Source organism: Cellulosilyticum sp. I15G10I2 (assembly GCF_900095725.1).
Classification (GTDB): Bacteria; Bacillota; Clostridia; order Lachnospirales; family Cellulosilyticaceae; genus FMMP01.
In genome coordinates this window covers 490225-516680 of record NZ_FMMP01000009.1, presented here as the reverse complement: position 1 = coordinate 516680, position 26456 = coordinate 490225, and the positions used below count along the sequence as shown (strand labels likewise).

Here is a 26456-nt window from a genome sequence, read left to right as displayed (position 1 = left end):
TTTTGAGCCTGTAATAAACGCGTTAAAGTGAAGGTGTTTAATTCAACATTTATATAGATATATTGACTTTTTTTGCTATAATAGAATAAGAAGGTTAAATTTATAATACCGTGAGAATTCTGGTAATGGAGGCGTGTATAACATATCTTCTAGATAAAAGAGGGGGTTACAAAATGAAACAAAAGAAAAGGATTAGCATACTACTTATTTTTATGATGTTATTTTCAATAAGCCTCACTATTCCATCTGTTACATATGCTGCAACGATACCTTATTCAGGCATACCGGTTTCATCAGGTCATTATTTTCCAGTTAACATTGTCATTGGACAAGATGATAGGCTCTATGTTGCGGAATATAGTGGCAACAAAATTATTAAGATGGATAGAGGGGGACAAAATAAGACGACTTTTGTATCGGGGATAAGTCAGCCTGTCGGTATGGTATTTGATGCTGCGGGAAACCTTTATGTGGCACAATACAATGGTTCGAAGGTTATAAAAGTTGACTCAAGCGGCAATACGACACTTACCAGAGATTTTTCTTATGATTATCTAACGGGTATTGCACTTAGCAGCGAAGGTAAATTATTTGTTGTAAGCTACTGGAGTGGTAAAATCTACAAAATGAATACAGATGGTACAGATTTTTCAGAATTTGCAACTGGACTTAGGGCAGGTTCACTTATTGGCATGACCATTGATGAAGATGACAATTTGTATGTTGCAGATCTCAGTAATAATAAGGTCATAAAAATTACACCAGATGCAACTGTTAGTGATTTTATAACAAATATAGCATTACCCCGTTGGGTTGCTCTAGGAAAAGATGGGTTCTTTTATGTAGCCGCATCAGGCAGTAGAACAATTGAAAAGATAAGTCAAAACGGGACCAAAGTGGCGACTTTTAGTACAGGAACGTTTGCGCCTTGGGGTATAAGTGTTGATGCAGGCGGATACATCTATTTTACAGAATCAAATAATTCTACACATAAAATTGTTGGAAATGCTGAGACATTTGATACGAGGCACATTGGTTTAATTATGAATACAGAGATGTCTGATGGGTATGCAGATCCGGCGGCCTTTTTGGTAAGTGGCGCGGCTTCAAACCCACAAGTAATAAATGCTGTGGTATCAGGTTCAAGCATTACTTTAACCTTGAACGAGAGTGTAGCAGCTTTGGATAATAGTCTTAAAGTGAGTTATGCGAAAACTGGAATCAATAATATAACAACTACTGGAATTAATAGTATATCAACTACTGGGAGCGTATATGAACTAGATGATTTTTCAAATTTATCTATTAAAAATAACATACTTTTAGTCATAAATGCAGAAAGTATTCCCCAAATTAAAGTAGCCAAGGGGACGAGTTTAAATGAAGTTAATTTACCAGTTAGTGGGACTGTGTATTTGAACAATACAACCACAAGTGCAGCTATTACGTGGGATGGTGGAACCCCAGCGTATAATGGAAACATTGCAGGTACATATACTTTTAGTGGAACATTTAATGTGGGGAACAATATTTCAAATCCGAACAATATAAAGGCAAGTGTGGATGTAGTTGTATCGGATGCGCCACCAGTAATACCACCAACAGAAAATCTAGATCAGCCAGTTCCAACAGGACTGATAGGCGTAACACCTACATCTTTAGCCAATAGTGATGGTAAGATAACAGGGACAGCAACAGGCATGGAATATAAGTTAAGCTCAAGTGGTACGTGGCTGCCTGTAACATCAACGGAAATTATAGGATTACCAGCGGGAACGTATCCTATGCGCTATGCAGCGAAAACAGGATTTAATGCAAGTCCAAGTGTTAATGTTATAGTAGAGGCATATAGAGCACCATCAACAGGGGGCAGCAGTTCTGGATCATCTTCATCACCACTGCCACTATTACAGTTACCATCAGTATCAAATGACATAGAAATGATTATAAACAATGAAATACAAAAATCAGGGACAGAAATCAGAACGGAAATAAATGGGAGAACAGAAGTCAGGGTTGTAGTAGATTCGCAGCAGATGAATAACCATATCGAAAAAGCCATCAAAATAAATAATGGCAACAATGAAGTCATTGTGCCGGTTTTAAACACAGGGGATACAATAAGAGTAGCATTAACCGGCGAAGTTATTAAAAAGATGGAAGACAATAACTTTAAACTTTCAGTCAAAGATGAAAAAATTGAGTATCGGATAGATGCTGAAAACTTCACCATTGAAAAAGCAGCCCAAACTATGGGTGTCTCTTTAGACAACTTACAATCGATTGATGTGGAAGTCAGCATTAACAAAATAACATCGGTGGAAATAGAAGCGCTAAAAGAGCAAGCAAAAGCATCTGGGCATACCATTGTATTTGAGCCTGTGCAATTTGAAATCACAGCAAGAATAACTTCTGCAGATGGTAAAGTTGAGGAACTTAAAATCAATAGGTTTAACAGTTTTGCAGAACGCATTATAGAAATACCAGAAGGCATCGACCCCAGTAATATTACGACAGGTATTGTCTTTAATAAGGACGGTTCTTACAGCCACGTACCAACAGTAGTATTTGAAAAAGGCGGTAAATGGTATGCAAGCATTAATTCACTTACAAACTCCACCTACGCAGTAATCGGGAACCCGGTGGCTGTTGATTTGGTCAAAGGTCATTGGTCGGAGAAAGTTATCAATGATATGGCATCAAGGCTTATCTTGGTAGACCATGAAAACTTTGTAGCAGACAAAGCAGTAACAAGAGCAGAATTTGCAGAGTATATCGTAAGAGCGTCGGGGTTATACAGAGAAGGATTATTCATTGAGAATAAGTTTACGGATATTGGTACAAGCAAGCATCTAACAAGTATTCTTATAGCAAATGATTGGGGGATCATCCAAGGCTACCTTGACGGGACATTCAAACCGGAGGCCGCCATCACCAGAGAAGAAGCCATGACCATGTACGCAAAGGTTATGGATATAGTTAGACTGCCAGAAGGTAGTAATAATAGAATTTTGCAATATAAAGATGCAAAGCAAGTAGCCACATGGGCTTATGAAGCAGTAAGCAAAACACTGAGCGCAGGGGTATTTAATGGAAGGACAGAAGATACTATTACACCTAAAGGAACGCTCACCCATGCAGAGGCATTAACTGCCATTAGAAACTTATTAACTGAGTCAGGATTAATCAATAAATAGTACAAACAGTCTCCTTTATTAGGGAGGCTGTTTTTAAGTTATGGAGTGGATCAGTAAATGTCCAGAAAGAAGAGAATTTTGTATGCCTATTGATCAATCTATCTTATATTAAATACTTTAACAATAAATTAAAACAGAGTTAGTTGTTAATCTTAAGGACATACCAACATATAATCTAGCTGGAGCAATAGGTAATCTCGTAACAACAGATTCTATGATAGTGATTCATGAAGTAGTGACGCCGTCTGTCTATTATTTAGGTAAAGAAACTATAGGTGGGCTTTATAATGAATACAGTAAGGCAACATTTACATAAGATTGGAAGAAATGAGAAGTGTCCGTGTAGCAGTGATAAAAAATATTAAATATTTTATAGTAATAGAGGTTTTCTCTTATATTATAACCATAAAGATAATATAAATAGATAATAGAGTATGAGAGGATAATGTAAAGTGCCCTTGCTGCGATATTTGCACGATACAAGATATTAAGATGAAAATACGTGATTCCAGAAAACTAATCATCACAATATGCTTATTTATAGCACTTAGTTGCTTAACTGCTATAGCGTTTACAGAAGATCACAATGAAAAAGATAAAACTACAATTAAAGAAATTGTAATAGCGGATACTGAAAATAATACTAAGGTGAGCCAAGAAAGTTCTAATCTTATGGATGATGTTGCTAAAGGCAATATGGCTAAAGAAGAAGTACTCAAAATAGATAACAACTTAAGTGAATTAACTTTTACGATAGAAGCTTCGTCTATATTTAGTGAAAAAGTTAATAATAATACTATCATCTATACACCGCTTGCTCTTTGTGATAGTGATTTTACTACTGTTTGGGTAGAGGGGGCAGATGGTGATGGCGTTGGGGAATGGATTACAATTGATAATGAACAACAGTTTGATTTAGATACTATACAACTAACAAATGGTTTTACAAAAAATGAAGACTTATATTATAAAAACAATAGAATTGCAAGACTGGAAATCATCGCTACAAATGGTGAAAGTAAAGAGATATATCTTTTGGATGGGATCCTTGGATTACAAGAGTTTGATGTGGGCTTTAAAAATATTACGGGTATAAAAATAATTATTAAGGAAGTTTTTAAAGGAACACGTCATAATGATTTATGTATGAGTGAAATACGCTTTAATAAATATCCTTTAAGTGCGATTCTTAGCGATGCCAATCAAGTCAAAATACAACATATGACAAAAGTGGGTTTTTGAAACCCACTTTTTATATGTCACTGGTTCTCAAGCACTTCGAGGTGTTCGTGTAAAATGCCCTGAGTTTGCGCTATAAAGATTGTAGTATTTTATACTATCTCAATGAATATATTATACAGGTAGATCAGGAGGGGGAATTGGTAAAAATCGAGTGAGTAAAGTGGTGATGGAAGGAGAACAGAATGTTTTGCAAAAAGTGCGGAAAACAATTAGGAGAAGATTGTAGTTTTTGTGAAAACTGTGGGACTCAAGTTGAGAAATTAAATACTGAAGAGACTGTTTGGCATCAAAAAAATCACAGCAAGAAAGATATCAAGCAAGTACTTATTGCACTAAGCATCGTAGGTATTCTGACACTTATAACCATAATGGTAGGTAATACACTTGAGCGTAAAGACAAAACGACCAATGCATTAAGTCATAAAGTAGATGAGTCTGCAATGGTTGATACAATAGACGATGCCAAAAACGAAGTAGAACAAGCCGATGCGTATTGGATGAAGTTAGTGGCATCAAAAGATACATATGATCATTTGTATGATACTTATATAGCGAATGATGAGCAGGCGGGTGAACTCAGGTACTTGCTTGAAAAACTTAATAAAACTATAGAGGCGCGGGAACTTGAGGTAGCAGAAGAAACCCTGGCTTCTTTGGAATCTTTAAAAATAAAAATGAAAGATGAAAGTAAGAAGCAAACATCAATCTTAAAGAATAAATTAGAAAATATGAGTACGCCAGGGGTGTATAGAGGAGAACTCGATATAATAAAAGGCTATCAAGTGGCTATCAATAAACTCTTAGTAGAAGAAAACTATGTTAAAGCCATGAGTAAGCTTAGGGAATGGGATGCATTTTTGAATATGATTATGAGGGGTTCGGATTATATTATTAAAGTCAGTCAAGTAGATGTATCTGAATATCCAAAGATCAAGATTTATTTAAGTTTGCAAAGTCAGTCAACGAACCAGACTTTAGATAACCTTGAACTACAATACTTTTATTTATCAGAAAAACCTGAGGGTGATGCGGGCTATATTAAAAAGCAGATTAATAAGGCTGTACAACTTAATGAAGTAGAGGGCGTTAATATTAGTATGGTAGCAGATGTGAGCGGAAGTATGCAGGGTGAGCCTCTTTTTTTTGCTAAAAATATTATAAAAGACTTTATAAGCAGTATTCAATTTAATATAGGAGATAAGGTATCTTTAATTAGCTTTGCGGATCATGTTCATTCGGATATTCCATTTACTTCTGATGATAGGGAAGTGATGCGTGCTGTTAATAGTATGCAAATAGGAGATCGGACGGCACTCTATGATGCGCTTTATGTTGCCATTAATCAGACGGCTATACAAAGTGGTGCAAAATGTATTATTGCTTTTACAGATGGGCAGGATAACGCCAGTCTGTGTACACCGCAAATTGTAGCAGAACTGGCGATGCGCTACAATATACCCCTATTTATTATTGGGGTAGGAGCGGGTATGGATACTGATAACTTGCAGTATATCGCTGACCATACAGGCGGTTTTTATCGCAACATTAATTCGATCAATTCAATGCAGGATATCTACTTGGCAATTTATCGTCAGCAAAAAGAGTTGTATTTATTAGAGTATGAAACGACCACGGCCAAAGATATGATAGTACAAAGAAACATCTATATCAATTACTTAAATCATGATATCGGTGCGAGAAGTGAATATGCTTATATACCAGCTATTCTGATGGAAGGGATAAAGTCATCTGCACAACTTTTTGTGAATGATTTTATTATTTATGATAGTGACAAAAGATATTTAACAGCTGCAGACTTAAAATTATTAACAGAAGAACAGTTACGGCTTGCCAGAAATGAAATTTATGCCCGCAGAGGAAGGATGTTTGTAGATGCTAAGCTGCAGGAATATTTTGATAGAAGGGCATGGTATAAACCTACTACCCAGCCAAATGACTTTAAAGAAAGCTTATTTAATGATTATGAAAGAGCCAATGCATACTTTATCAGGGATTATGAAAATCTGCAGGGCTTTAACTAATGCATTTTTAAAAGGAGTATTTTATTTAGAAAAGAGAATTAAATTATGATTAAGTTCAATGGACTTGTGATTTTATATGCAGCGTGTGTGGTGTGGTGGCTTACAGCATGTACTGCGCATACGAATAACAGCGTAGTTGCCATACAAGAAAATCAAACGGAAGTAACCGAAGCATTTCAGGAGCCTGTGTCAGAAGAATGGGGAGAAACGGATGATGTACCTAAAGACAGCCAGGTCCCTGACAAAGAAAATGCTTTGGAGGAGGACTATTTGGCTTTAGAAGAGCCAGAAGACAAGAAGCGAATTGTAACTATTGATGCAGGACATCAGGCAAAGGGCAATAGCGAGCAGGAGCCTATTGGCCCAGGGGCGTCGCAAACAAAAGCAAAGGTTGCATCGGGAACATATGGGAGTAGAAGTGGCTTGGCAGAGTATCAGCTAAATTTAATCGTGGCCATGGCTTTAAAAGCAGAGCTTATTGATAGAGGCTATGAAGTACATATGATTCGAGAGACAAATGATGTAGATATAAGTAATAAAGAAAGAGCCCAAATGGCAAATAGTTTAGGGACGGAGGCCTTTATCAGAATACACGCAAATGGGGCGGCGAGCAGTAGCGTAAATGGTGTGATGACCATTTGTTCTACACCCCAGAATCCCTATATCGGTGATATGTATCAGAAATCTAAAGACTTATCAACGGCTATTTTAGATCATCTTTTGAAAACTACTCAAGCTGCCAGCCAAGGGGTTTGGGAGACAGATACGATGAGTGGCATTAATTGGTCCAAAGTGCCTGTAACGATTGTGGAAATGGGCTATATGACAAATCCAGAAGAAGATTTATTAATGGCTTCAGATGAATACCAAGGAAAAATCGTTCAAGGTATTGCAGATGGTTTAGATGAGTATTTTATAACGCATTAGGCAGATCGTTTAAATAAAAATTCACATAGCTAAAAATAAAAATTGGAAATGGAGGGGGCACATTATGAAGTCGAAATTATTAAAGATATTTTCGAGTATTTCGTTAGTTATATTTTTACTTCCGCTTTTTACTGTATCTTGTGGCGATGAAAAGATATACATAAGTGGCGTAGATCTAACCTTTGGCAAAGAAGTTATGGGACGGCATGCCGATGGTAATTTTCTGATGATCCTGTTATTTTTACTGCCGCTTGCTTTACTGGTTATCGTAATAAAGAAATTAGTGGCATATGAAACGATGGCAGCTATTATTTCGGGGGGGACTGGACTTCTGCTCCTTATATATGCAAAGTCAACTATTTATGATAAGGCGAAGCAGGCTTATGCAGAGGTTGATATGAGCATTGGCTATTATCTTATGTTTTTATTAAATCTAGCTATTATTGGAGTTATTATTTATGATTACTGGATAATGGATAAGGGGGAGCGGGCGCCTAATATAGAACAGTCAGAGCGAAATAACGGCAATAACCATGATTTACTAGAATCAGCTAAATCCTTTTTGCGTGATTGCCTAGATGGGAATGATAGTAAAGCCACAAAAAATATAGGCACTGAAAAAGTTTTGGACACTTTGACAGAAAATACGAGTGATAAAGTCAGTGAACCAGAAGAGGTTAAATCGACTTTTCAGCCTGTCAGATACATTGATATAGAGTGTCCACTGGTGATACTTGAAAGTGAGTTTATAAAAGTTTATCAAAGTGGGCAGATCACGGAAGCTAAAGTAAAGATTGGTCTGCAAAATAAAACAGATCAGTCTATTTGGGCTATAGAATTTAAAGTGAGAATGCTTAATTATTTTGATGAAGAGATACCTGAACTTTCTTTTTCACATATAGAATCGCAAATCACTATGGATGAACAAAAAAAAGCGTTTGTTTTTATTCCGATTAGCACAGAGCAGCTTCAGCATGTTGGGTATGTAGAGGTCGGAATTAGCAGGCTGAGGTACATCGATGGCGGGCAGTGGAAGACCAATGAGAGAAAAGCAATGATCACAATAGATGATCAAGATCTCAGTCTTTATCGACGTTATTTTGGGATTGATGCAATCTGCTATGCAATTTCGAATGCCAATAACTGGCTATGTGTATGTGGCAATCAAAATCTAACTGATGCTAAGTCGTGTACGTTATGTGGGCGACAGTTCGATAAAGTTATGCTGACTAAAGAGGAAATAGAAGAAAAGCTTCAAATTGAGATACCCATAAATGCGAGTTTAGCTGAAATAAGAGAGATTATACTTAGTTATAAACATAAACTCAGTGATGAAAAATTTGAGAAAATAATGCAAGAGATTAACAGTAAATTAGAATCTATAAGATTCTATGGCAGTGGGGCAGTAAAAGAAAAACTGGCTAGAGATAAAATTATGAGTTTATTAAAAGAATAAGATAGGATGGGAGGGCTATGATATAGTTTTTAGAGATATATCATAAAGCGAAAATGAAAAAAACACATATAGTATTTATTTTAAGTGTTGTGATAGCGGCTGTATTCTATTATTTTATCTCTGCCAGCAGTCCAGAAAAAACGCTCCAAAAATTTGAGAGGGCGTATAATAAACTAGATGTTAATGAGATGCTTGATTGTTTTGATCCAGCTTATTCACGGGGAATAAAAGCGGGGCTGAATTTTGTCGGCAATTTTATGGAGGTGGATCCCAATGCTATTTTAGATACGCTACCCTTAATTTACGAGATGTCTGATAGTGTGTTGCGGGATCAACCTGAGTATGGAGATGTTAAGGCAAAACTAACAATTGATACGCTCGATGTACAAAAGTATGACAATAAAGCGGAAGTAAAAACACGCATGACTTTACAGCAGGGAGGTAATCACAAAGAAATTACCGGCACTTTCTATATGTTTAAAAAAGAGGGGAAATGGTACATCGAGGATGTTAAGTAAGATAGGTTGAAACAGTTGAGAGTAATACGTTTCGACAATGACACTCTCAAAACCCCATCATAGCAAGCTGAGTATCAATATGCTGCATTTCAAGCTTTTCAAGCGCCTCAAAATCCCAATTGTGGGAGTACATCGTTGTAAATTTTTGATTGGGTTTTGAAACATTGGGAGTTGGTGCTGTTAGACACTGCGTTTTGGCATGGAGGTTAGTGTAGCAGCCTTCTAAAAGTGCCACAAACTTATCCTCTTGAATAAGCCAATCAAAGCTGGCTCTCCATGAGCCAATACGACCGCTTAGAAAGTCACTATTTTCAGCTAGTGTGAAAGCTTTTTTGAAATGATCAAGGGTTTGTCCGAGACTATACCATAGTTTTTTGAGCATAGCTTTTCTTTTGTCCGTAAGAAGTGTAAGTGATGGGAAAGAAGGACAAAAACTGTTAAAAAGATCCTTGATGGTATCATAAGGCACATTTGGATTTGGTATGTATGTATTTTTTACTGATGTTAATAATTTGTTGTTATTTACTGATAATGGAGATGAAGTTTCTGGATTTGCAGAAGTTTCATCTTTTGTTTTTTGTAAAGCTGGTTTTTTGGATTCGGTGGTTTTATTGTCAGAAGCTGAGTTTTTGGTGGAAGTGTTTTTAAACAGTACATCTAATTTTGCATTATTTCGGATATAGTAAGTAAGCCCGCGTCTTCGGTCGTAGTAGGATGCGTAGTATTTGCCGCTAAAGAGATCCTTACTTGCTTGAAAAGCTTTTTTAGACTGATAGACTTTGCCGATCTTTGAAAAAGCTGTACGAAATTCATTTTTGCTAAAGCCAAGTTCTTCTACCCAGCTGTCTCCTGGCATATAGAGTTCGTGCGAGCAGGCATCTAGAAATTTATAAAATCGATCTGCTGCCATTTTTGTAAACCAATATTCTAGCTGTAATAAGACAATTGTTGCATTGACGCTTCCTATTAGGGTGTTGAGTTCTGGACAATATTTAAGGTGTTTGGTAGACATAGTGATCATTTCTCCTTTTTATCTTTGCTATAAATTTGTATTCCTAATATGATATATGTCTTGAAAAAGGAGATTCCCTAAAGAAAATAGAAAATAAACATTAAGTACGGCATAGGCGCTTGATATAATGATAATCTATTATTTGGTTGTGTTAATGTTACATTTATAACCTGCCTAATCCTGTGTATAAGTAAAGATCATAAACTTAATCAGTATAAATACTGCCAATGTAAGGCTGCAGGTGAGCATATTGCATGTGAGATCAATAAGAATGGCTAAAGGCGGCTCGGAAACAAGGAGATAGCACACGCGTACTAATAACCCTAAGAAGCATAGAGCAGCAGTAAAAAGGATAGAGTAAACTTCTTTGATTCTCTTAAGGTCAAAGAAGACTAATAGTACGACACTGCATAAAAGAGTCACGGGAGATGCCAAGGAATATAGGCCGGACAGCAGCGGAATGAGCAGTAAAATAAATAGAATATGATGCATAATAGGACTCCTTTTCGTAGTTTTTTCTAAGTATGCCCGGATATCATAGGGGATATACCTATAGTGCATCAGAAAGCAGTCTTACTTATGCTCCTTGAAATACCATAATAGAATAAGAAGGTGAATGAAAAGTTGAACTCTTTTACATTATATGATACACTTGTAACATATTGGAAAAATATTGAAAATATGGAAAGGTGAACTAATGAAAAAACAAGCAGAGAGCCGAGAACAATACGTTTTGGCTAAAACTTATCAACATAACGATAGAAGAGGTAAAGCTATTAAACTATTAGAAGAACTAGTACTTAACTATCCGCACCAGGCGCTCTATAGAGAGGAGCTCGGCGCGGCTTATCTGATGCGGGGCTGGCATAAAAAAGCTTTAAGGGAGCTTGAAGTATCACTTCGGCTAAACCTTCTGGCAGCAGATTTACAGGAACAATGTAAGGAAGAACTTGAACAAGATGTTTGTGTTGTACTTGAAAGAGCCTACAAGCAAGCTGTGAAATATCCTAAGATCAAACAGGGGGTAGGGGATATTCTTATGCGTTTAGCTGATGAGGCACTCGGTAGAGAACATATCGAAGGTGCTGAAACGATTATGTCTTTTGCGGCTAAGCTCGTAGAGGATAGCTTAGCCGTTCAAGAAATGATGGACAAGTTAAAGTATACGCGGGATAAAGTCGATCAGGCTAATAAGCTTAATGCGTACTTTAAGGCAGTCGCAAGCAAGCAAAAGTGTTGGAATGTTTTACAAAAAGAGCCTATAGGTATACCTAACTATAAACTGCAAAGCACGGTACATAAGATTGGCAGAAATGAAAAGTGTCCCTGCAATAGCGGAAAAAAATATAAAAAATGCTGTGGTCAATAACTGTTAAAAGATCTTTGGTAGTATCATAAGGCACATGCTGATTTGGTATGTATGTATTCCTAATATGATATATGTCTTGAAAAAGAGATTCCCTAAAGAAAATAGAAAATAAACTTTTTGAATAAAGATAGTTTTAATGCTTTTATGAGAGAAAAAGTTAGGGTATACTAAAAGAAAATAGAAGTGTAAAGATGAGGGGGAGATGTTTTTGGATACGTCGCAAGAGCTCCTAAAAATAAAGGAATTACTTCGTCAGCGTCAGGAAGAGAAGCTGGAAGGGTTTTTGCCAAAATTGATAGAGACAAACCCTATTGAGATAGGGATATATGGGAGCTATGCACGCCATGAAAGTAAAGCAACCAGTGATATAGATGTATACGTGCTCTATACATCTATGCCGCATTCTATAGAAAAGGGAGAACTTTATGAAGAAGCGAAAGAATGGGGTATTGATGTACTGATTTGTGATTATGAGACATTTTATAATACCGAGAGTATTTTTTGTGAGAATATACTACGGGATAGGATCGTTATTTGGAGAGGAGGAATAGACGATGAAACCAGGCAATAGTTATTATGATATCGCACGTAATGATCTTGGTTATTTAGAAGCTATAGGGGATGTGGGCTACTACAATCAGCCAGCTGCATTATGTCAGCAAATAGTAGAAAAACTATTAAAAAGTCTTATTGAAAAGTTTTATATAGAAGAAGATATAACAGAAATTTTAAGAACTCATTCTCTAAAAACATTAGGAAGGGCCCTAAAAAACACGCTTACTACTATCCAGTTAGATATGAAGGATCTAGCTTACTTAAGCAACTATTATTTTGATACGCGATATCCAGGCCCTGATTATCATATTGTTTCAAAGCAAGATTTTGAAGAATGTAAACGCATTGTCTATAGTATTAAACAAGAAGTAGATCGTATAAGGAGCTTGGAAACTTATTAAACATTTATGAGTGGTTATCTTTGGCTCAAGAGTTAAAGGAACATATTGATAGAGTTGGCAAGGTAATATTTGATAAAAGATCTCATTGAGGTAAGCTCAATGAGATTTTATCGTGAAATAGGAAAGTGCGTTTTTTATAATAAGTATGTATAGTATCTTAATATAAAGACAATACTTGATATAGAACATATGTTCGATAAAAGCTACATTGAAATAATGATTGCCACGTGATATGATGATAGAGATAAGAAGGATGAGAATGGCTTACTCATATGTTTGGTAATAATGATCGTTTAATGTGGCAGAGGATATCTATAAGGAGAGTGACCTTGGTGGAAGATAAAGTATTTGAGTTTATGAGTAAGATTTATACAGAAATGCAAGAAGGTTTTAGAGAGATCAGACAAGACATAAGTATCTTACAAGAAGATATGACGGGGCTCAAGCAGGATGTAAGTGGCTTAAAGCAAGATGTGACGAGCTTAAAAGAAGATGTAACTATCTTAAAGCAAGATGTGACGAGCTTAAAAGAAGATGTAACTATCTTAAAGCAAGATGTGACGAGCTTAAAAGAAGATGTAACTATCTTAAAGCAAGATGTGACGAGCTTAAAAGAAGATGTAACTATCTTAAAGCAGGATGTGACCAGCCTCAAACAGGATGTTATCAGAATTGAAAATAAGATGGATGACAAATTTGGGGCATTATTTGATGGTTATACACAACACGAAAAGCGCTTTGAACGTATAGAGAATAAACTGGATATCTTAACAGATAACTATGAAAAGCAAGATGTAAAAGTAGAAATTATCCATAGCAGAGCTAAATAAACCCAAATAAATCCTAGATCAATTATCAAAGCAGCCTCAAGTGCTAAAGCTTTTAGTTAAAGCTTTTAGTACTTGAGGCTGTTTTGGTTAAACAAGGGGTAAAGTGAATATTAATGCATGGAATGATGCAAGTAGGAGATTAGCTTAAAGGCTTTAAATCCTCAAAAACTAATTGGAAAAAATTAGAAAAAAGGGTTGATTTTATAAAATATGTGGTGTATAACTATATTACAGCCGGCCGGGCAGTGGAAAAAAGTTAAAAGATAAAAGCAAATTTAAAAAATATAATAAGTAAGTTAAAAATACTTATATTGTATATATATAACTATTATGAATAAATATACAATTCTGTTTATCTGTAAAAATAACACAGGTAGAGTATATGGTTATTCATAAAAACAACTATGATAGGGGAGAATGATATGCTAATAGAGTTTTTGTTTGGGACGATCTTTTTTGTACTGCCTCTTATAGGCATGTTTGTTACAATATTGCGGACAGAAGTGATGCATACTGAAGCTGAATCTGTTGGCGAACAAACCAAAGAAAGACATGTTCTTCAGAACCTAGTATGTCCCGATGGGACTTTTAAGGTACGGGAGGCATTTGTAGACTATGTTTTTAAAAAGCAAAATGAAAATGACCTGCATGGCACTTGGCTTTTGGATACAAGTTAGATTTTTAAAATAGTAAGTTAGAACAAGAGAGAATCGGCATAATTAAGAAACTAGAATAGCTATGAGACACACAATACATTATAAAAGGCAGTATATCAAAATTTTATATACTTAAGCATAAAACGTGCACTAAAGGATGAGTGCAGCTAAAAAGATACAAGTATGTAAAGCAATAACATAGACTAGGACTACGAATGCGCATCTTTTAAGAATCATAAACTAAAAATAATAGGAGAAGTATACAGTATATAGTACATAGCACAACATAGTGCATGATACATTTAAAGAACAAGGACAAAATTCAGCGTGCAGAATACGATAAATGCTTACATGGGGATACGTATAAGAGAAGGGAGCTGCCGGCTAAGGCATAGAGATGCCAAATGTTGAAAGAACAAATGAGCCAAGGTCAGCACTTCTCTTAGGGTAGAGGGAGGCATTTAGGAGTCTGAGTAAGTAGGTGGTTGATGGGGGTTAATAGGTAAGTGCAGAATGTTAACAAATCGGTCGGATGGTTAAAAAAGCTTGGGCGCAGTTTACAGGTGCTGCGCCTTATTTTTTCCACATAAATTCATATTGTTTTTTATAATCGGTATAGGCGTAGCTAAGGAGAGCTGCGTCTTTTTGTTTTTTTGTAATATAGGATTTACGGGACAAGGTCGGTACTGTTTCACCACTTGATAAGGTGAGGCTATGATCATCTATGGCGGTGATAAAAGCCTGATTGACATAGCCAAAGCAGCCATCTTGTTTGCCGATGCTTTTGCGAAATTTAACAGGCAGTAGCACCAGAGATTCGTCGATGATAAGCGGTGTATTAAGCTTGGTGCCGATTATTTTAGAAGTCCAAAAGCTTACGGCCTTTGGATCAAGGTGAAGTTCGTAGAGCATATTGTTTATATAAGTTTTAACGGAACAGTTAAAGTATTCCTTTCCACCATCTTTAAGTAAAACGCACGTTGAATTTTGACCATAGGCGTCATAAAAAGGGATAAGTGCAGCGAATTGAATGTAGAGCATAGAAGATCCTCCTTTGTTAATCGAACATATGTTCTATTATATATTAAGTATAGAGTTTTTTCAATATTTAAATTTTTATTTAATACGAGTATGAAATGGAATATAGTGGTAGAACTATTTAAATATATAGGAGAAGTGGGTAGTTTGTTGGGGAGTTTTGAAAAGTATAGTTATAGAAATCGAAACACCTCATTTTATCCATTTAGTCATACATGCTATTCTTGAGCTGCGCAAATACAAAAAGGAGCTGCAGCAAGAAAGGTTAGACATGGATGAGAGAGTGTTAAAAAGCTCTTATGAATGGTGGATAAAACTTACCCCTTTATGGAAAAAGTTTGTGAGACAGACTTCTCTTTCTGGCTATGAAAAGGAAGACTTAGAACAGGAGTGTTATTTACTGCTTGTTAAATGCTTGGACAAGTTTGATAAAGATTTAGGTGTGCCTTTTGAGAGTTATTATAAAATACAGCTCTATGGATGGCGGGCAAATCAAAACCGTAAGAAAAGAGAAATATTGAGTTTGGATGAAGAGGCTTATTATCAGGTTACACAAAAGCCGGATGAACAAATAGATCTGGCTAAGCAGGTTGAAGATAAACTTTTAGTTGAAGAAATACTTCGGGCACTGGCTTGTATGGATGCGATAGATCAACTTATTGTGACCAGGTATTATTTGCACGATGTGCCTCTTAAGCAGATAGCGGGGGAGGTGGCACTTAAGTATAAGAGCGCAGAATTTCGCAAGGGAAAGGCGCTTAAAGTACTTAGAAACTTATTGTAATTCTTAGAATGTTGGATATAATAAGAGTTAGAAATGAGGTGGGAGGATGACTGAGGAGATAAGTCAAAATAATAGATCTCTTGCAGAAACTGTCTCGGAGGAGATTCTTAATTTTATTATAGATCAAGATTTAAATGTAGGTGACAAGCTCCCTAATGAGTATGATTTGGCAACGCGTCTCGGGGTAGGTCGAAGTACTGTGAGAGAGGCTATTAAGGCTTTAATATCTCGGAATATTTTGGAGATTAGACGAGGGGCTGGGACGTTTATTTCTCAGAAGCTTGGCGTTGCAGATGACCCGCTGGGGCTAACCTTTTTTAAGGACAAGCATAAGCTGGCGCTGGATTTAATTGAAATTCGTTTTATGATAGAACCTCGTATTGCATCCTTAGCAGCGATGAATGCAACGGACGCGGATATAGCTCAGATGACAAAGCTGTGTGAAGAGGTGGAGATGTTGATACGTGCGGGAGAAAATCATGTGGCTAAAGATGTAGAGTTTCATACTTGTATTGCAAGCAGCAGCAAAAACTTGGTGATGCCCAATCTTATTCCGATTATCAATACAGCTATTGCACTCTTTATAGATCTCACACACAGTATGCTTAAAGAAGAGACAATACAAACCCATAGAGAGATTTTAGAGGCGATAAAAAGCCGTCAGCCTAATAAAGCTCATGATGCAATGCTGCTGCATTTGGCGTATAACCGCAGAAATTTAGAAAAGCGTATGAGGGACTACTAGTAAGCGTGATAAAAATGCTTGCTTTAAAGTAGAGGTTGAAAATCATAGCGGAGGGGAAATAGGATTTGGAGGAGATGGGATGGGGCTTGGGCTGAGAGGTAGAATAACAAAAACACAGGCGGATGTTAATGAAGATATAGGGACTTACTGGGGGCGTGCTGCTTGGATATTGGATGGCTCATCAGGGCTTGTGGCGCATAAAGTAACAACGGGGGCCAGTGATGCACAGTGGTATGTGTCGCAGTGGGATAAATATTTGCGAGATAAGATTTTGGATTGTACCAGAAGTATACCTGATATTCTTAGTGAGGGGATGGCTTTTATAAAAAAGCAATATGATTCATTTGCAGATGCGAGACATATAAGCAATCTGGGAATGCCTTCGGCAGCTATTGCGCTGATAAGAGAATGTCAGGACGGGGTGATTGAATACTTTGTGTTAGGAGATTGCAGCATTCTGATAAGCTTGGGGGAACAGGTGCATTATCTGATAGATGATAAGATCGGTAAGTTTGACAGCCTTGCTGTTCGGGAGCTGAAAAAGCTGCAGCGGAAGGGGCTGCAATTTTCTAAGATCAGACAAGAGCTGATGCCTCTTCTTAGAAAAAATAGAGAGCTTAAAAATACAAAAGAGGGTTATTGGATTTTAGGATTTGATAAAGAAGCTATAGCTCATGGACTTCAAGGGCAAATCCCTGTTGAAGATAAAATGGAAGTACTAATGATGTCAGATGGCTTCTCCCAGATTCAAGATGTATTTTATAAGTTTCGGAATGAAAGGGAATTGATAAGCTTTGTAAGTGCTAATGGACTGCAAGCGGCTTATGCTGAATTATGCGAGCTTCAGGCTGCGGATCCGGAGTGTGAGAAGTTCCCAAGGCTAAAAAGGAGCGATGATTGTACAGCACTTTTCCTAGGGTAATGAGTATAATAAGCTGTTCTAAATATAGGGTAAATGCTGCCAAAAAAGGTATCAATGCTAAAAGAAAGTATAATTTGCAAGAAGTATAAGCGATAAAATATAAGTAATGAAAATTATAGGTAGTCAAAAAGTCATCAGATGTATACGTCTGATGACTTTTTGACTTGAAAAATCAAGATTTAGATAAAAAATTATACTTTTAACGTCTGATACGTGAGATGTATTTTGAAGTTTGGAAAGAATAAAATTAGTTAAATAGTATATAAAAATGAATCTTTATTAGTGATTAACGCTAAAATTAACTAAAAATATTGACGTTATAAAGGATAAGTGATATGATGTCTGTATAAAATACATCAGACGTGTTTTGGGTATACATAAACGACATTATAGTTGAGCGTTATAAAAGGGAGGATATCTATGAATAGTCAAGAAATACGTAAAATAGCTCCGGAGATGGATCCGCTTAAAATAGGTATGGGATGGAGCGTGGAAGACTTAGCGAAGCCGCAGATTATGATAGAAAGTACATTTGGAGATAGTCACCCGGGTAGTGCGCATTTACTGGAGTTTGTAAATGCCGCGGCTGCGTCGGTTAATGAGGCGGGTGGCAAGGCTGCGCGTTACTTTACAACAGATATCTGTGATGGGATTGCACAAGGGCACGATGGGATCAACTATTCCCTTGTTTCAAGGGATATGATTGCCAACATGATTGAAATTCATGCAGGGGCGACACCCTTCGATGCGGCGGTATTTGTAGCGAGCTGTGATAAAGGGATGCCGGCACACTTGATGGGGATCGGAAGGGTAAATATTCCATCGATAATGATTACCGGAGGCGTCATGGAAGCGGGGCCTAATCTTTTAACTTTGGAACAGATCGGAACTTATAGTGCGATGCACCAGCGTGGTGAAATTACAGAAGAGGAACTTACACAATATAAACATCAGGCTTGTCCATCCTGTGGGGCGTGTTCGTTTATGGGAACAGCTGCTACTATGCAGATTATGGCAGAAGCTCTGGGGCTTATGCTGCCAGGGAGTTCATTGATGCCTGCCACTTGTGAAGACTTGAAAGTTATCGCAGGGCAAGCTGGTGAACAAGCGGTTAAGCTTGCGAAAATGGGCTTAAAGCCAAGAGATATGGTAATGATGAAGTCTTTTGAAAATGCGATTATGGTGCATGCTGCTATCTCGGGATCTACCAATTCGTTGCTGCATATACCGGCGATTGCCCATGAGTTTGGGTTGGAGCTTGATGCACAGATGTTTGATACCCTTCACCAAAATGCCCATTATCTATTAGATATCCGCCCGGCAGGCAAGTGGCCAGCAGAGTATTTTTATTATGCGGGGGGCGTTCCGGCTGTTATGGAAGAGATCAAAAGTATGCTTCATCTGGATGTGATGACGGTAACAGGCAAGACGCTGGGTGAAAACTTAGAAGACTTAAAACAGAATGGTTTTTATGAAAAGTGCAGCAGCTATCTTGAAAAAACGGGGCTTAAGCGCACAGATGTTATTCGTCCGTTCGAAGAGGCGATTGGGAAAAAGGGTACGGTAGCGATTTTAAGAGGCAATCTTGCACCGGATGGGGCTGTGGTTAAGCATAGTGCGGTACCTAAAGAGATGCATAAGGCGATCTTAAAAGCAAAACCTTTTGATTCAGAAGAAGAGGCGCTTAATGCGGTACTTAAGAAAGTCATCCGTCCGGGCGATGCGGTTATCATCCGGTACGAAGGGCCAAAAGGCAGTGGTATGCCAGAGATGTTCTATACCACGGAGGCAATCTCATCAGATGAAGAATTAGGCACACAGGTTGCACTGCTCACAGACGGCAGATTCTCAGGTGCCTCAAGAGGACCAGCTGTTGGACATATATCGCCGGAAGCTGCAGAGGGCGGCCCTATCGCACTCGTCGAAGAGGATGATTTAATAGAGATAGATATTGAAAAAAGAATCCTGCGCATTATCGGAATTAAAGGTGTGGCGCTTGCGCCAGAAGAAGTAGACGCTGTACTTGCGGAGCGTCAAAAGCTTTGGAAGCCTAGAGCTGAAAAGTATGCCACGGGTGTACTCAATATCTTTGCAAAACACGCCGTATCCCCTATGAAGGGCGGCTATATGAAGTAAGGGCTAAGTGAAAGTATATCTTCCGGCTTTGGTCCTCGGATTTTTGAAAACTCTAAGTTCAGGCATCTCATCTAACGCCCTAAACTCGCAAATAAGAAAGGCGCTTATTTGCTCAAACAGTAGGGCTAAGAGCAGATGAGACACCCTCTCTAAGAGTTTTCTAAAAATCCTGCGGAGAAGCCTCCATATATACTTTCACTTGGCGAGTATTCTTACCCTTTAGAGTGAAAGAAAATGATTTAAGAATAAAGACTTGAAACTAACTAAAATAATTAAAAGGGAGAGGGATTTATTATGGCACAGGAGTTTATAGCGTCGCCAGAGAGACTTATTATGGCGGCAGTGATTGGGATGGCGGTACTATTGCTGCTTATTATTGTCTTTAAGCTGCAGGCGGTTGTTGCGATTATTATTAGTGCGGTAGTGATAGGGGTAAGTGTAGGTATGCCTTATCCGATGATTACGGCGACGATTGAAAAGGGTATTGGCAGTACTTTGCAGGGGATTGCGCTGCTTGTAGGTCTTGGCTCGATGTTTGGAGCTATTCTTGAGATATCGGGCGGGGCGCAGCGTATTGCACTCACTATGGTAAGGAAGTTTGGTGATAATAAAGCAGCTTGGGCGCTTGGTATTACAGGACTTGTTATTTCAATGCCAGTGTTTTTTGATGCAGGGCTTATTATATTGATTCCTCTTGCATTTAGTCTCGCAAAAAGTACTAAGAAATCAGCGCTTTGTTATGGTATTCCGCTTCTTGCAGGTCTTGCGGTAGGACATGCTTTTATTCCGCCAACACCAGGGCCAGTACTTGTGGCGACCATGTTAAATGTAGATTTAGGGCTTGTTATTGCTGTGGGTCTTGTTGTCGGAACTTGTGCGATGATTGTAGCAGGACCTATATTTGGTAATTACATAGGCAGTAAGATATATGTGCCTGTACCTAAAAGTATAGCGGATACACCAGATTATGATGAATCAAAACTTCCTAAATTTATAACGGTAGTTACGATTATCTTTATTCCACTTGTACTTATCTTATTAAATACAGTTTCAGGAGTTATTCCTGCACTTAGCGGTGTAGCACCATTCTTTAAGTTTATAGGGACACCTTTTATTTCATTAACAATAGCTACCCTTGTTGCAATGTTTATACTAGGGGTTAAGCATGGTTATACAAGAGAAGAACTCGAAAAGATTATGACAAAATCACTTGCACCTACAGGTATGATTTTACTTGTTACAGCAGGTGGTGGAGTCCTCAGATGGATGCTTCAAGACTCAGGCCTTGGACAGATGATCGGTGATCTAGTAGCTGTAAGCAGCCTGCCGCTTATCGTCGTAGCTTTTGTTGTTGCAGCGCTTGTAAGAATATCTGTAGGTTCAGCAACGGTAGCCATGACAATGGCAGCGGGCGTTATGGCTTCTATGCCGGAGATCGCAAACCTTTCACAACTTCACCTGGCAGCAATGGTTTCAGCTATAGCCGGCGGTGCAACTGTAATGAGTCACTTCAACGATTCAGGCTTCTGGTTGGTTAAATCCTTATTTGATATCGATGAAAAAACAACCCTAAAATCTTGGACAGTAATGGAAACCCTCGTAGGAGGCGTAGGCTTTATAGCGGCACTTATTATTTCTCTTTTTGCTTAAAAGTTTAAAATTTATTAAAAAGATTATAAAAACTGATCTATAGGAACACATAATTCCTATAGATCAGTTTTTTATATCCCAATATTAAAGAACCGTCCCCAAAAATAGTCCCTAAAAAAATTCCTTGTTCATTAGGGAAACATGCCTCCTCGTAACATATATAAAGTGAATAACCACTAAAGGAGGTGAAAGATATGGCAGTAACAGCAGAAGTAAAAGGTGTTAAGCTCATCTTAAAGCTTAACAAAGGTTCGCAGACAGTCTCAAACTGCAGCCAAAGTGCAACCGACGATGCACTCTATGCAATAGGCGGCGCGGTAGCGAGTCTGCAGCAAGAGGAAGTGACAAACCTTACCAAAGTAGTAGAGACAATCCTTATAGCTGAGTAAGCTATAAACCCAATATTTCATGAAAGGAGGCATACAAATGGCAGAGATTACAAAAAAATCACTGGTACTTACCTTTAAAACAGCAGGTAATAAAGAAGTAAGTTTAACAATTACAAAACCAAGCAACGGGATTACGGGGCAAGATATCTCAACAGCTATGGATACAATGATAGCAGCAGGCGGCTACGGCGACGGAGATCTTGTAACTGAAAAACTTACAGCAAAATACGTGACACAGCAAGTTGAAAACATTTCCCTCATATAATCACCCCAAAATAGAGCAGGGCGGCCCCTAAAGCCTGCCCTGCTTTATTTTTTAGCAAAGGGGCATAACGCCGTTCGTAAAAGCTTTTGCAAAGAAAGTTGACGAAGTCCGGTAAGATATGCAAGGGGGCTTTAGATCAAAGGCGTTTTGACAGTGGTGGACTGATCGAAAACTATTTTTCTTTAAATATTTCATAGCCTAGCAGGGAGAGTTTAGGGTTTGGAAGTTGCCTCTGGAGTAGTTCGTAAAGAAAATCTTAGTAGCCTATTCAAATGGTCTTTAAGGAGACTGTTTGAGCAGCAATTATAAAATTTGTCTACAAATTTTATAATTCGCGAGTTTCGACTGTTCATTTGAAGAGGGTACTTAGATTTTTAGAACTACGCAAGCGAGCAACTGGAAAATCCTAAACTCTCCCTGCGACCCGTAACCTACAGATAAAAATATCAAAATTTCTAGGAAAGGAGACCCCCTCTATGGAAGAGCTCTTGGTCCAAGTTGGCAACGTAGGCTTCCCTATTGTCCTCTCAATGTACCTTTTGGTAAGGCTAGAAGGCAAAATGGAGCAACTTGCAACAAGTATTTCCAAGCTTACAGCAGTACTTGAAGAAAAAAGATAGAAGCATAAAGTTACAAAAAGGATGCATCACGCAAAGTGGTACATCCTTTTTATAACTTTATTTGGAAATAAGTTGTATTTTATCCCAATTTATCATAAAATAGATTATATGATGGACAAGGTATAGATTCATAAGGAGACTAAGGAGGGGTTAGACAAAATGAATAAGAAAATGATCACAAAAGCAGTTGTGCTTGTGGGGGTTTTAGTATTAAGTACAGTAAACACACTAGCGGCAACTTTTAAGGATGTGTCACAGACCCATTGGGCATACACGAATATTACAGACATGCAAAAACGAGGCATTATGCTTTCAAATAGTGCAGGAGAGTTTCTTCCAAATGCAGCAATGAACTTCTTTGAAACAGCCGATGTACTGGCTAAAGCAACAGGTTATGTAGATGTGAATGTCAATCAAAATATAGATGCTACATTTAAACAGCAAATTATAAATAATTCAGCAGTTCAGAAACCAGTTATAGCAGTTTATGAAACTAAGTTTACCAGCTGGGATAAACGCTATAATGAACAAATTGCTTATTTACTCGGCCGGGGCTATCTTCAAAAATCGGAACTTGATAAATTTGTGTCTAAAGGTGCAGATCAAAAAGAAGTTAAGCCAGTTGTAACAAAACAGGAGCTAGCAGTATTTATTGTAAGACTCTTAGGTAAAGAAGAGACAGCTAAAACAACTTATACAACAGCTGGTTTTTCTGATGAGGCGCTTATCTTACAGGCTAATAAGCCTCATATAGCTTATCTTAAAGCCATTGGTCTTGTAAATCCAGATGCCAAAGGATTATTTAATGCAAATGCGCAAGTTACAAGAGCATTATGTGCCAAAATGGTAGGAGATGCCCTTACATATAAAGAAAAACAAACAGCAGCAAGCAGCTTCTCAAAAGTAACAAAGATCATACCAAAAGGAGATACCGAACACTGGATCATCCTTGAGCAAAACGGCAAAACAGATTACTATGCGATCAAAAACACAACAAAAGTCACTGATCTTAGCGGAAAAGAAGTCGCAATAGCAAGTATACCACTTGAGTCTCAGGCAGCTGTAGTGATCGCTACAGAAAATAACGTTAAGTACATAACAAGCATGAAGCTTCAAAGTGTCACAAATGGTACAGGTGCTGCAAATGGTGCTGGGACTGTTACAGGAACGATTACAAGAATCGGATCAAACGGCGATCTTGCCCTATTACTTGCAGATGAAAGTACCAAAAATTATTTTGTAGATACCAATTGTATTGTTATGCTCGGCCAAGAAAGTGTTACAATAAATGAACTTAAGTTAGGAGATAGTGTAAGAGCGACGATACTCTCAGATACTATTACGAAGATAGAGATCCAGACTGGATCAACAGGCAGTGGTATAGCGGATCTTTCTGATGGTGAGGTAACAGCAAAGACACTTAGAGCAGAAGGACATGGCCTTTCTCTTAAACAAGGAACAAGAACAACCAACATAGTGATTGATAGAAAGGTTGCAGTGACAAGAAATAATAAACAAGCAGCTTTTGGAGATATAAAAATAGGGGATAAGATTAAGATTGTTAGACAAGAAGGAAGTATTATAGAGGTGATAGCTACAGGGACCAAGGCAACTATCACTGGACAAGTAAGTTCTGTTTATATCGCAGCGGTGCCACAGGTTACGATAAAAACAAGTGAAAGTGCTCAGACTTTTATTATCAGCGATACGACAGAAATATACGATAATAATCAAAGAACAGAAGTTGCATTAAGAGATGTCAGACTTGGACAGAATGTAGAACTCTTGATCGAAAGTAAGGAAGTCGTATCACTGGTGATTCAAAGAGGGACAAGCGGCGTAAGATATGCAGGCGTGGTTCAAGCGATAGGCAGCAACATAGAATACATAGATGTACTTGTAGATTATGATCCTCTTACAGAAACGAGCAGAGTCATAAAAAGAGTGAAAACCTCTGCGGGAGTGCCAATAGAGCTAAGAGGTAAACCAGAACATAGATCATTGTTAGATGTAGGGATGGGAGTCGTTATTACTTATAAATATTTAGATGATGCTGTTCCAGAAAAAGTCCTAATAATAGAATAAATTAATAGGTGAAATAGAGGGGTGGCATAAATAGCGTGTCGCCCCAACATTTTTAATACATACTTTTAGAAAGGCCAGGGAAGGAGAACTATATGACGCGGGTAAACAGCAAAAAAGTAATTGCCTTAAAGCCAGACAGGAGAAGACGCAGAAGACCCAGGAGTAGTAGCAGAATAATAGGACTGGCTGTAGTTGTGGCGATAGGGATCGGATTATTTTTAGGATTCAGACCTAATGCTTATCAAGTGATGATACAAGGCAAAAGTATAGGGGCTATTAAAGAGAAAAAAATACTTGATACTGCGAAAGAAACCGTTGCGGCCCAGCTTGAAAGCCTCTATGGTACAGAGGTTAAATTTGAAGAGGAAGTAGAACTTAAAAAGTATCGGGCTAAAAAAAGGGATTATATCGATCCAAGCTATTTAATTACTTATATGAGAAAAAATATGAATGTGCTTATTGCGTTTAAAGAGATAATAGTAGATGGAAAAGTTATAGGGATTGTTGCATCTGATGATGATCTGGAGGTACTTAAAGAGTCCTTAAAAAAAGCCTACTATGGCAATAAGGACGTAGAAGTTGACTTTGGTAAAAAAGTAGAGACAAAGCAAGTTTTTGCCAAGGAAGCTGATCTTATAAATCATGATCTGCTTGTAGAAAAGTGTACGGCAACTACGCCCAAAATAGTAGAATATGAAGTAAAAAGTGGGGATAGTTTATGGCTGGTAGCGGATAAACTAGGTGTTACAACAGAAAATATTATCAAGGAAAACCCTAAGTTTTCTGAAAGTAACGTATTAAGAATAGGGGAAATGATAAAAGCAAAAGTAAATGAACCGCTTCTGCCTCTTGTTGTTATTGAAAAAGACACACAAGAAGAGGGCGCAGAAGATCAAAATAAAGAAATTGAGAAGGAGGCATAGCATGCAGATAATAGCTGTAATAGAAGACGAAAAAGCGATATCAGACATTATCAAATACAACTTGGAAAAAGAAGGCTATAAGGTCTATACAGCATATGACGGCGAAGAAGGTCTTCAGGTGATTAATGAGAAAAGTCCAGACCTTATTATGCTTGATATCATGATGCCAAAGTTGGATGGTTTTGAAGTGTGTAAAAGAGTAAGGCAGACTAAAAATACGCCGATCATTATGCTTACAGCAAGAGCTGAAGAAATAGATAAGGTATTGGGGCTTGAGCTCGGGGCGGATGATTATATTACAAAGCCTTTTGGCATGAGAGAGCTTATTGCAAGGGTTAAAGCAAATCTAAGAAGAGTGGGCAGCGCTGCAGCTGTGGCTGCGGGAGATGCAAATCTTTTAGTTGAAGATCATTTGAGCATGGATTTGTCTAAATATGAAGTTTCTAAAGGCGGGGTACCGCTGGAGCTGACCCTAAGAGAGTTTGAACTGCTCAAATTTTTATGGCTTGAGAAGGGAAAAGTTTTTTCAAGAGAACATCTTTTAGAAAAGGTTTGGGGTTATGAATATTACGGAGATGTGAGAACTGTTGATGTTACAGTAAGACGTTTAAGAGAAAAAATAGAGGATGATGCCTCAAAAGCAGGTTATGTACTTACAAAAAGAGGGATAGGATACTATTTTAGAGGTTAAATT

25 protein-coding genes are annotated in these 26456 nt (G+C 37.7%); 23 read left to right on the top strand and 2 right to left on the bottom strand.

Features of this window, described 5'->3' with window-relative positions:
* The first annotated feature begins 173 nt into the window (after positions 1-173).
* The 7 genes from BN3326_RS10970 to BN3326_RS10945 all read left to right on the top strand — a co-directional run bounded on the left by BN3326_RS10970 (position 174) and on the right by BN3326_RS10945 (position 9382).
* Positions 174-3197: an S-layer homology domain-containing protein gene (locus BN3326_RS10970; protein ID WP_069999273.1), complete on the top strand. Its 3024-nt coding sequence runs from the start codon at positions 174-176 to the stop codon at positions 3195-3197.
* Between the two features lie 287 nt (positions 3198-3484).
* On the top strand, positions 3485-3562 hold the full coding sequence (locus BN3326_RS22895; RefSeq protein ID WP_442857206.1) for an SEC-C metal-binding domain-containing protein: 78 nt from the start codon (positions 3485-3487) through the stop codon (positions 3560-3562).
* Positions 3563-3689: 127 nt separating this feature from the next.
* Positions 3690-4439: an NADase-type glycan-binding domain-containing protein gene (locus tag BN3326_RS10965; protein ID WP_069999272.1), complete on the top strand. Its 750-nt coding sequence runs from the start codon at positions 3690-3692 to the stop codon at positions 4437-4439.
* 182 nt (positions 4440-4621) lie between these two features.
* The gene (locus BN3326_RS10960) at positions 4622-6481 is read left to right on the top strand and encodes a YARHG domain-containing protein (protein ID WP_069999271.1); all 1860 of its coding nucleotides are present in this window, start codon (positions 4622-4624) and stop codon (positions 6479-6481) included.
* Positions 6482-6526: 45 nt separating this feature from the next.
* Positions 6527-7408, top strand: a complete 882-nt coding sequence (locus BN3326_RS10955; protein WP_069999270.1) for an N-acetylmuramoyl-L-alanine amidase family protein — start codon at positions 6527-6529, stop codon at positions 7406-7408.
* Between the two features lie 64 nt (positions 7409-7472).
* Positions 7473-8864 carry a hypothetical protein gene (locus tag BN3326_RS10950; RefSeq protein WP_069999269.1) on the top strand — a complete coding sequence of 464 codons (1392 nt, stop codon included), beginning with the start codon at positions 7473-7475 and terminating at the stop codon, positions 8862-8864.
* A gap of 53 nt (positions 8865-8917) precedes the next feature.
* Positions 8918-9382 carry a hypothetical protein gene (locus tag BN3326_RS10945; protein ID WP_069999268.1) on the top strand — a complete coding sequence of 155 codons (465 nt, stop codon included), beginning with the start codon at positions 8918-8920 and terminating at the stop codon, positions 9380-9382.
* A gap of 46 nt (positions 9383-9428) precedes the next feature.
* On the opposite strand, the gene BN3326_RS10940 is transcribed toward BN3326_RS10945, so the two are convergent.
* Positions 9429-10394, bottom strand: coding sequence for a hypothetical protein (locus BN3326_RS10940; RefSeq protein WP_069999267.1), 966 nt, complete (start codon positions 10392-10394; stop codon positions 9429-9431).
* A 697-nt stretch (positions 10395-11091) separates the two neighbouring features.
* On the opposite strand from BN3326_RS10940, the gene BN3326_RS21710 reads away from it, so the two are divergent.
* The 5 genes from BN3326_RS21710 to BN3326_RS10915 all read left to right on the top strand — a co-directional run bounded on the left by BN3326_RS21710 (position 11092) and on the right by BN3326_RS10915 (position 14226).
* Complete coding sequence (locus BN3326_RS21710; protein ID WP_069999266.1) at positions 11092-11763, top strand: tetratricopeptide repeat protein; 672 nt, start codon at positions 11092-11094, stop codon at positions 11761-11763.
* Between the two features lie 208 nt (positions 11764-11971).
* On the top strand, positions 11972-12334 hold the full coding sequence (locus BN3326_RS10930) for a nucleotidyltransferase family protein (protein ID WP_069999265.1): 363 nt from the start codon (positions 11972-11974) through the stop codon (positions 12332-12334).
* Positions 12318-12719, top strand: a complete 402-nt coding sequence (locus tag BN3326_RS10925) for a HEPN domain-containing protein (protein ID WP_069999264.1) — start codon at positions 12318-12320, stop codon at positions 12717-12719. The genes BN3326_RS10930 and BN3326_RS10925 overlap by 17 nt, the downstream gene beginning before the upstream one ends.
* Positions 12720-13051: 332 nt before the next feature.
* The gene (locus tag BN3326_RS10920; protein WP_069999263.1) at positions 13052-13549 is read left to right on the top strand and encodes a hypothetical protein; all 498 of its coding nucleotides are present in this window, start codon (positions 13052-13054) and stop codon (positions 13547-13549) included.
* A gap of 422 nt (positions 13550-13971) precedes the next feature.
* Positions 13972-14226: a hypothetical protein gene (locus BN3326_RS10915; protein ID WP_069999262.1), complete on the top strand. Its 255-nt coding sequence runs from the start codon at positions 13972-13974 to the stop codon at positions 14224-14226.
* A gap of 552 nt (positions 14227-14778) precedes the next feature.
* Here the strand turns inward: BN3326_RS10915 and BN3326_RS10910 are convergent.
* A complete protein-coding gene (locus BN3326_RS10910; protein WP_069999261.1) occupies positions 14779-15246 on the bottom strand; it encodes a hypothetical protein in 468 nt (155 codons plus the stop codon).
* A 157-nt stretch (positions 15247-15403) separates the two neighbouring features.
* Between BN3326_RS10910 and BN3326_RS10905 the strand changes: the two genes are divergently transcribed.
* From BN3326_RS10905 to BN3326_RS10855, 11 genes are all read left to right on the top strand, one after another.
* Positions 15404-16027 (top strand): sigma-70 family RNA polymerase sigma factor, encoded by a 624-nt coding sequence (locus BN3326_RS10905; RefSeq protein ID WP_069999260.1) that lies wholly within the window; start codon positions 15404-15406, stop codon positions 16025-16027.
* Between the two features lie 46 nt (positions 16028-16073).
* Positions 16074-16772: a FadR/GntR family transcriptional regulator gene (locus BN3326_RS10900; RefSeq protein WP_069999259.1), complete on the top strand. Its 699-nt coding sequence runs from the start codon at positions 16074-16076 to the stop codon at positions 16770-16772.
* Positions 16773-16851: 79 nt separating this feature from the next.
* Positions 16852-17694, top strand: coding sequence for a hypothetical protein (locus BN3326_RS10895; RefSeq protein WP_069999258.1), 843 nt, complete (start codon positions 16852-16854; stop codon positions 17692-17694).
* 414 nt (positions 17695-18108) lie between these two features.
* On the top strand, positions 18109-19830 hold the full coding sequence (gene ilvD / locus BN3326_RS10890) for a dihydroxy-acid dehydratase (RefSeq protein WP_334292624.1): 1722 nt from the start codon (positions 18109-18111) through the stop codon (positions 19828-19830).
* A gap of 294 nt (positions 19831-20124) precedes the next feature.
* Positions 20125-21480, top strand: coding sequence for a GntP family permease (locus BN3326_RS10885; RefSeq protein ID WP_069999256.1), 1356 nt, complete (start codon positions 20125-20127; stop codon positions 21478-21480).
* 194 nt (positions 21481-21674) lie between these two features.
* Positions 21675-21869 carry a DUF1659 domain-containing protein gene (locus tag BN3326_RS10880; protein WP_069999255.1) on the top strand — a complete coding sequence of 65 codons (195 nt, stop codon included), beginning with the start codon at positions 21675-21677 and terminating at the stop codon, positions 21867-21869.
* Positions 21870-21906: 37 nt separating this feature from the next.
* The gene (locus BN3326_RS10875) at positions 21907-22134 is read left to right on the top strand and encodes a DUF2922 domain-containing protein (protein WP_069999254.1); all 228 of its coding nucleotides are present in this window, start codon (positions 21907-21909) and stop codon (positions 22132-22134) included.
* A gap of 476 nt (positions 22135-22610) precedes the next feature.
* A complete protein-coding gene (locus BN3326_RS10870) occupies positions 22611-22754 on the top strand; it encodes a YvrJ family protein (protein WP_069999253.1) in 144 nt (47 codons plus the stop codon).
* A gap of 159 nt (positions 22755-22913) precedes the next feature.
* Positions 22914-24839 (top strand): S-layer homology domain-containing protein, encoded by a 1926-nt coding sequence (locus BN3326_RS10865; RefSeq protein ID WP_069999252.1) that lies wholly within the window; start codon positions 22914-22916, stop codon positions 24837-24839.
* A 92-nt stretch (positions 24840-24931) separates the two neighbouring features.
* A complete protein-coding gene (locus BN3326_RS10860) occupies positions 24932-25762 on the top strand; it encodes a LysM peptidoglycan-binding domain-containing protein (protein ID WP_069999251.1) in 831 nt (276 codons plus the stop codon).
* A 1-nt stretch (position 25763) separates the two neighbouring features.
* Entirely contained in the window at positions 25764-26453 is a 690-nt protein-coding gene (locus tag BN3326_RS10855) for a response regulator (protein ID WP_069999250.1), read from the top strand.
* The last annotated feature ends 3 nt before the right edge of the window (positions 26454-26456 follow it).

Coding starts and splice junctions, on each gene's coding strand:
- BN3326_RS10970 (WP_069999273.1), top strand. CDS start 174: ATGAAACAAAAGAAAAGGATTAGCATACTACTTATTTTTATGATGTTA.
- BN3326_RS22895 (WP_442857206.1), top strand. CDS start 3,485: ATGAATACAGTAAGGCAACATTTACATAAGATTGGAAGAAATGAGAAG.
- BN3326_RS10965 (WP_069999272.1), top strand. CDS start 3,690: ATGAAAATACGTGATTCCAGAAAACTAATCATCACAATATGCTTATTT.
- BN3326_RS10960 (WP_069999271.1), top strand. CDS start 4,622: ATGTTTTGCAAAAAGTGCGGAAAACAATTAGGAGAAGATTGTAGTTTT.
- BN3326_RS10955 (WP_069999270.1), top strand. CDS start 6,527: ATGATTAAGTTCAATGGACTTGTGATTTTATATGCAGCGTGTGTGGTG.
- BN3326_RS10950 (WP_069999269.1), top strand. CDS start 7,473: ATGAAGTCGAAATTATTAAAGATATTTTCGAGTATTTCGTTAGTTATA.
- BN3326_RS10945 (WP_069999268.1), top strand. CDS start 8,918: ATGAAAAAAACACATATAGTATTTATTTTAAGTGTTGTGATAGCGGCT.
- BN3326_RS10940 (WP_069999267.1), bottom strand. CDS start 10,394: ATGTCTACCAAACACCTTAAATATTGTCCAGAACTCAACACCCTAATA.
- BN3326_RS21710 (WP_069999266.1), top strand. CDS start 11,092: ATGAAAAAACAAGCAGAGAGCCGAGAACAATACGTTTTGGCTAAAACT.
- BN3326_RS10925 (WP_069999264.1), top strand. CDS start 12,318: ATGAAACCAGGCAATAGTTATTATGATATCGCACGTAATGATCTTGGT.
- BN3326_RS10915 (WP_069999262.1), top strand. CDS start 13,972: ATGCTAATAGAGTTTTTGTTTGGGACGATCTTTTTTGTACTGCCTCTT.
- BN3326_RS10910 (WP_069999261.1), bottom strand. CDS start 15,246: ATGCTCTACATTCAATTCGCTGCACTTATCCCTTTTTATGACGCCTAT.
- BN3326_RS10900 (WP_069999259.1), top strand. CDS start 16,074: ATGACTGAGGAGATAAGTCAAAATAATAGATCTCTTGCAGAAACTGTC.
- BN3326_RS10895 (WP_069999258.1), top strand. CDS start 16,852: ATGGGGCTTGGGCTGAGAGGTAGAATAACAAAAACACAGGCGGATGTT.
- BN3326_RS10885 (WP_069999256.1), top strand. CDS start 20,125: ATGGCACAGGAGTTTATAGCGTCGCCAGAGAGACTTATTATGGCGGCA.
- BN3326_RS10880 (WP_069999255.1), top strand. CDS start 21,675: ATGGCAGTAACAGCAGAAGTAAAAGGTGTTAAGCTCATCTTAAAGCTT.
- BN3326_RS10875 (WP_069999254.1), top strand. CDS start 21,907: ATGGCAGAGATTACAAAAAAATCACTGGTACTTACCTTTAAAACAGCA.
- BN3326_RS10870 (WP_069999253.1), top strand. CDS start 22,611: ATGGAAGAGCTCTTGGTCCAAGTTGGCAACGTAGGCTTCCCTATTGTC.
- BN3326_RS10865 (WP_069999252.1), top strand. CDS start 22,914: ATGAATAAGAAAATGATCACAAAAGCAGTTGTGCTTGTGGGGGTTTTA.
- BN3326_RS10860 (WP_069999251.1), top strand. CDS start 24,932: ATGACGCGGGTAAACAGCAAAAAAGTAATTGCCTTAAAGCCAGACAGG.
- BN3326_RS10855 (WP_069999250.1), top strand. CDS start 25,764: ATGCAGATAATAGCTGTAATAGAAGACGAAAAAGCGATATCAGACATT.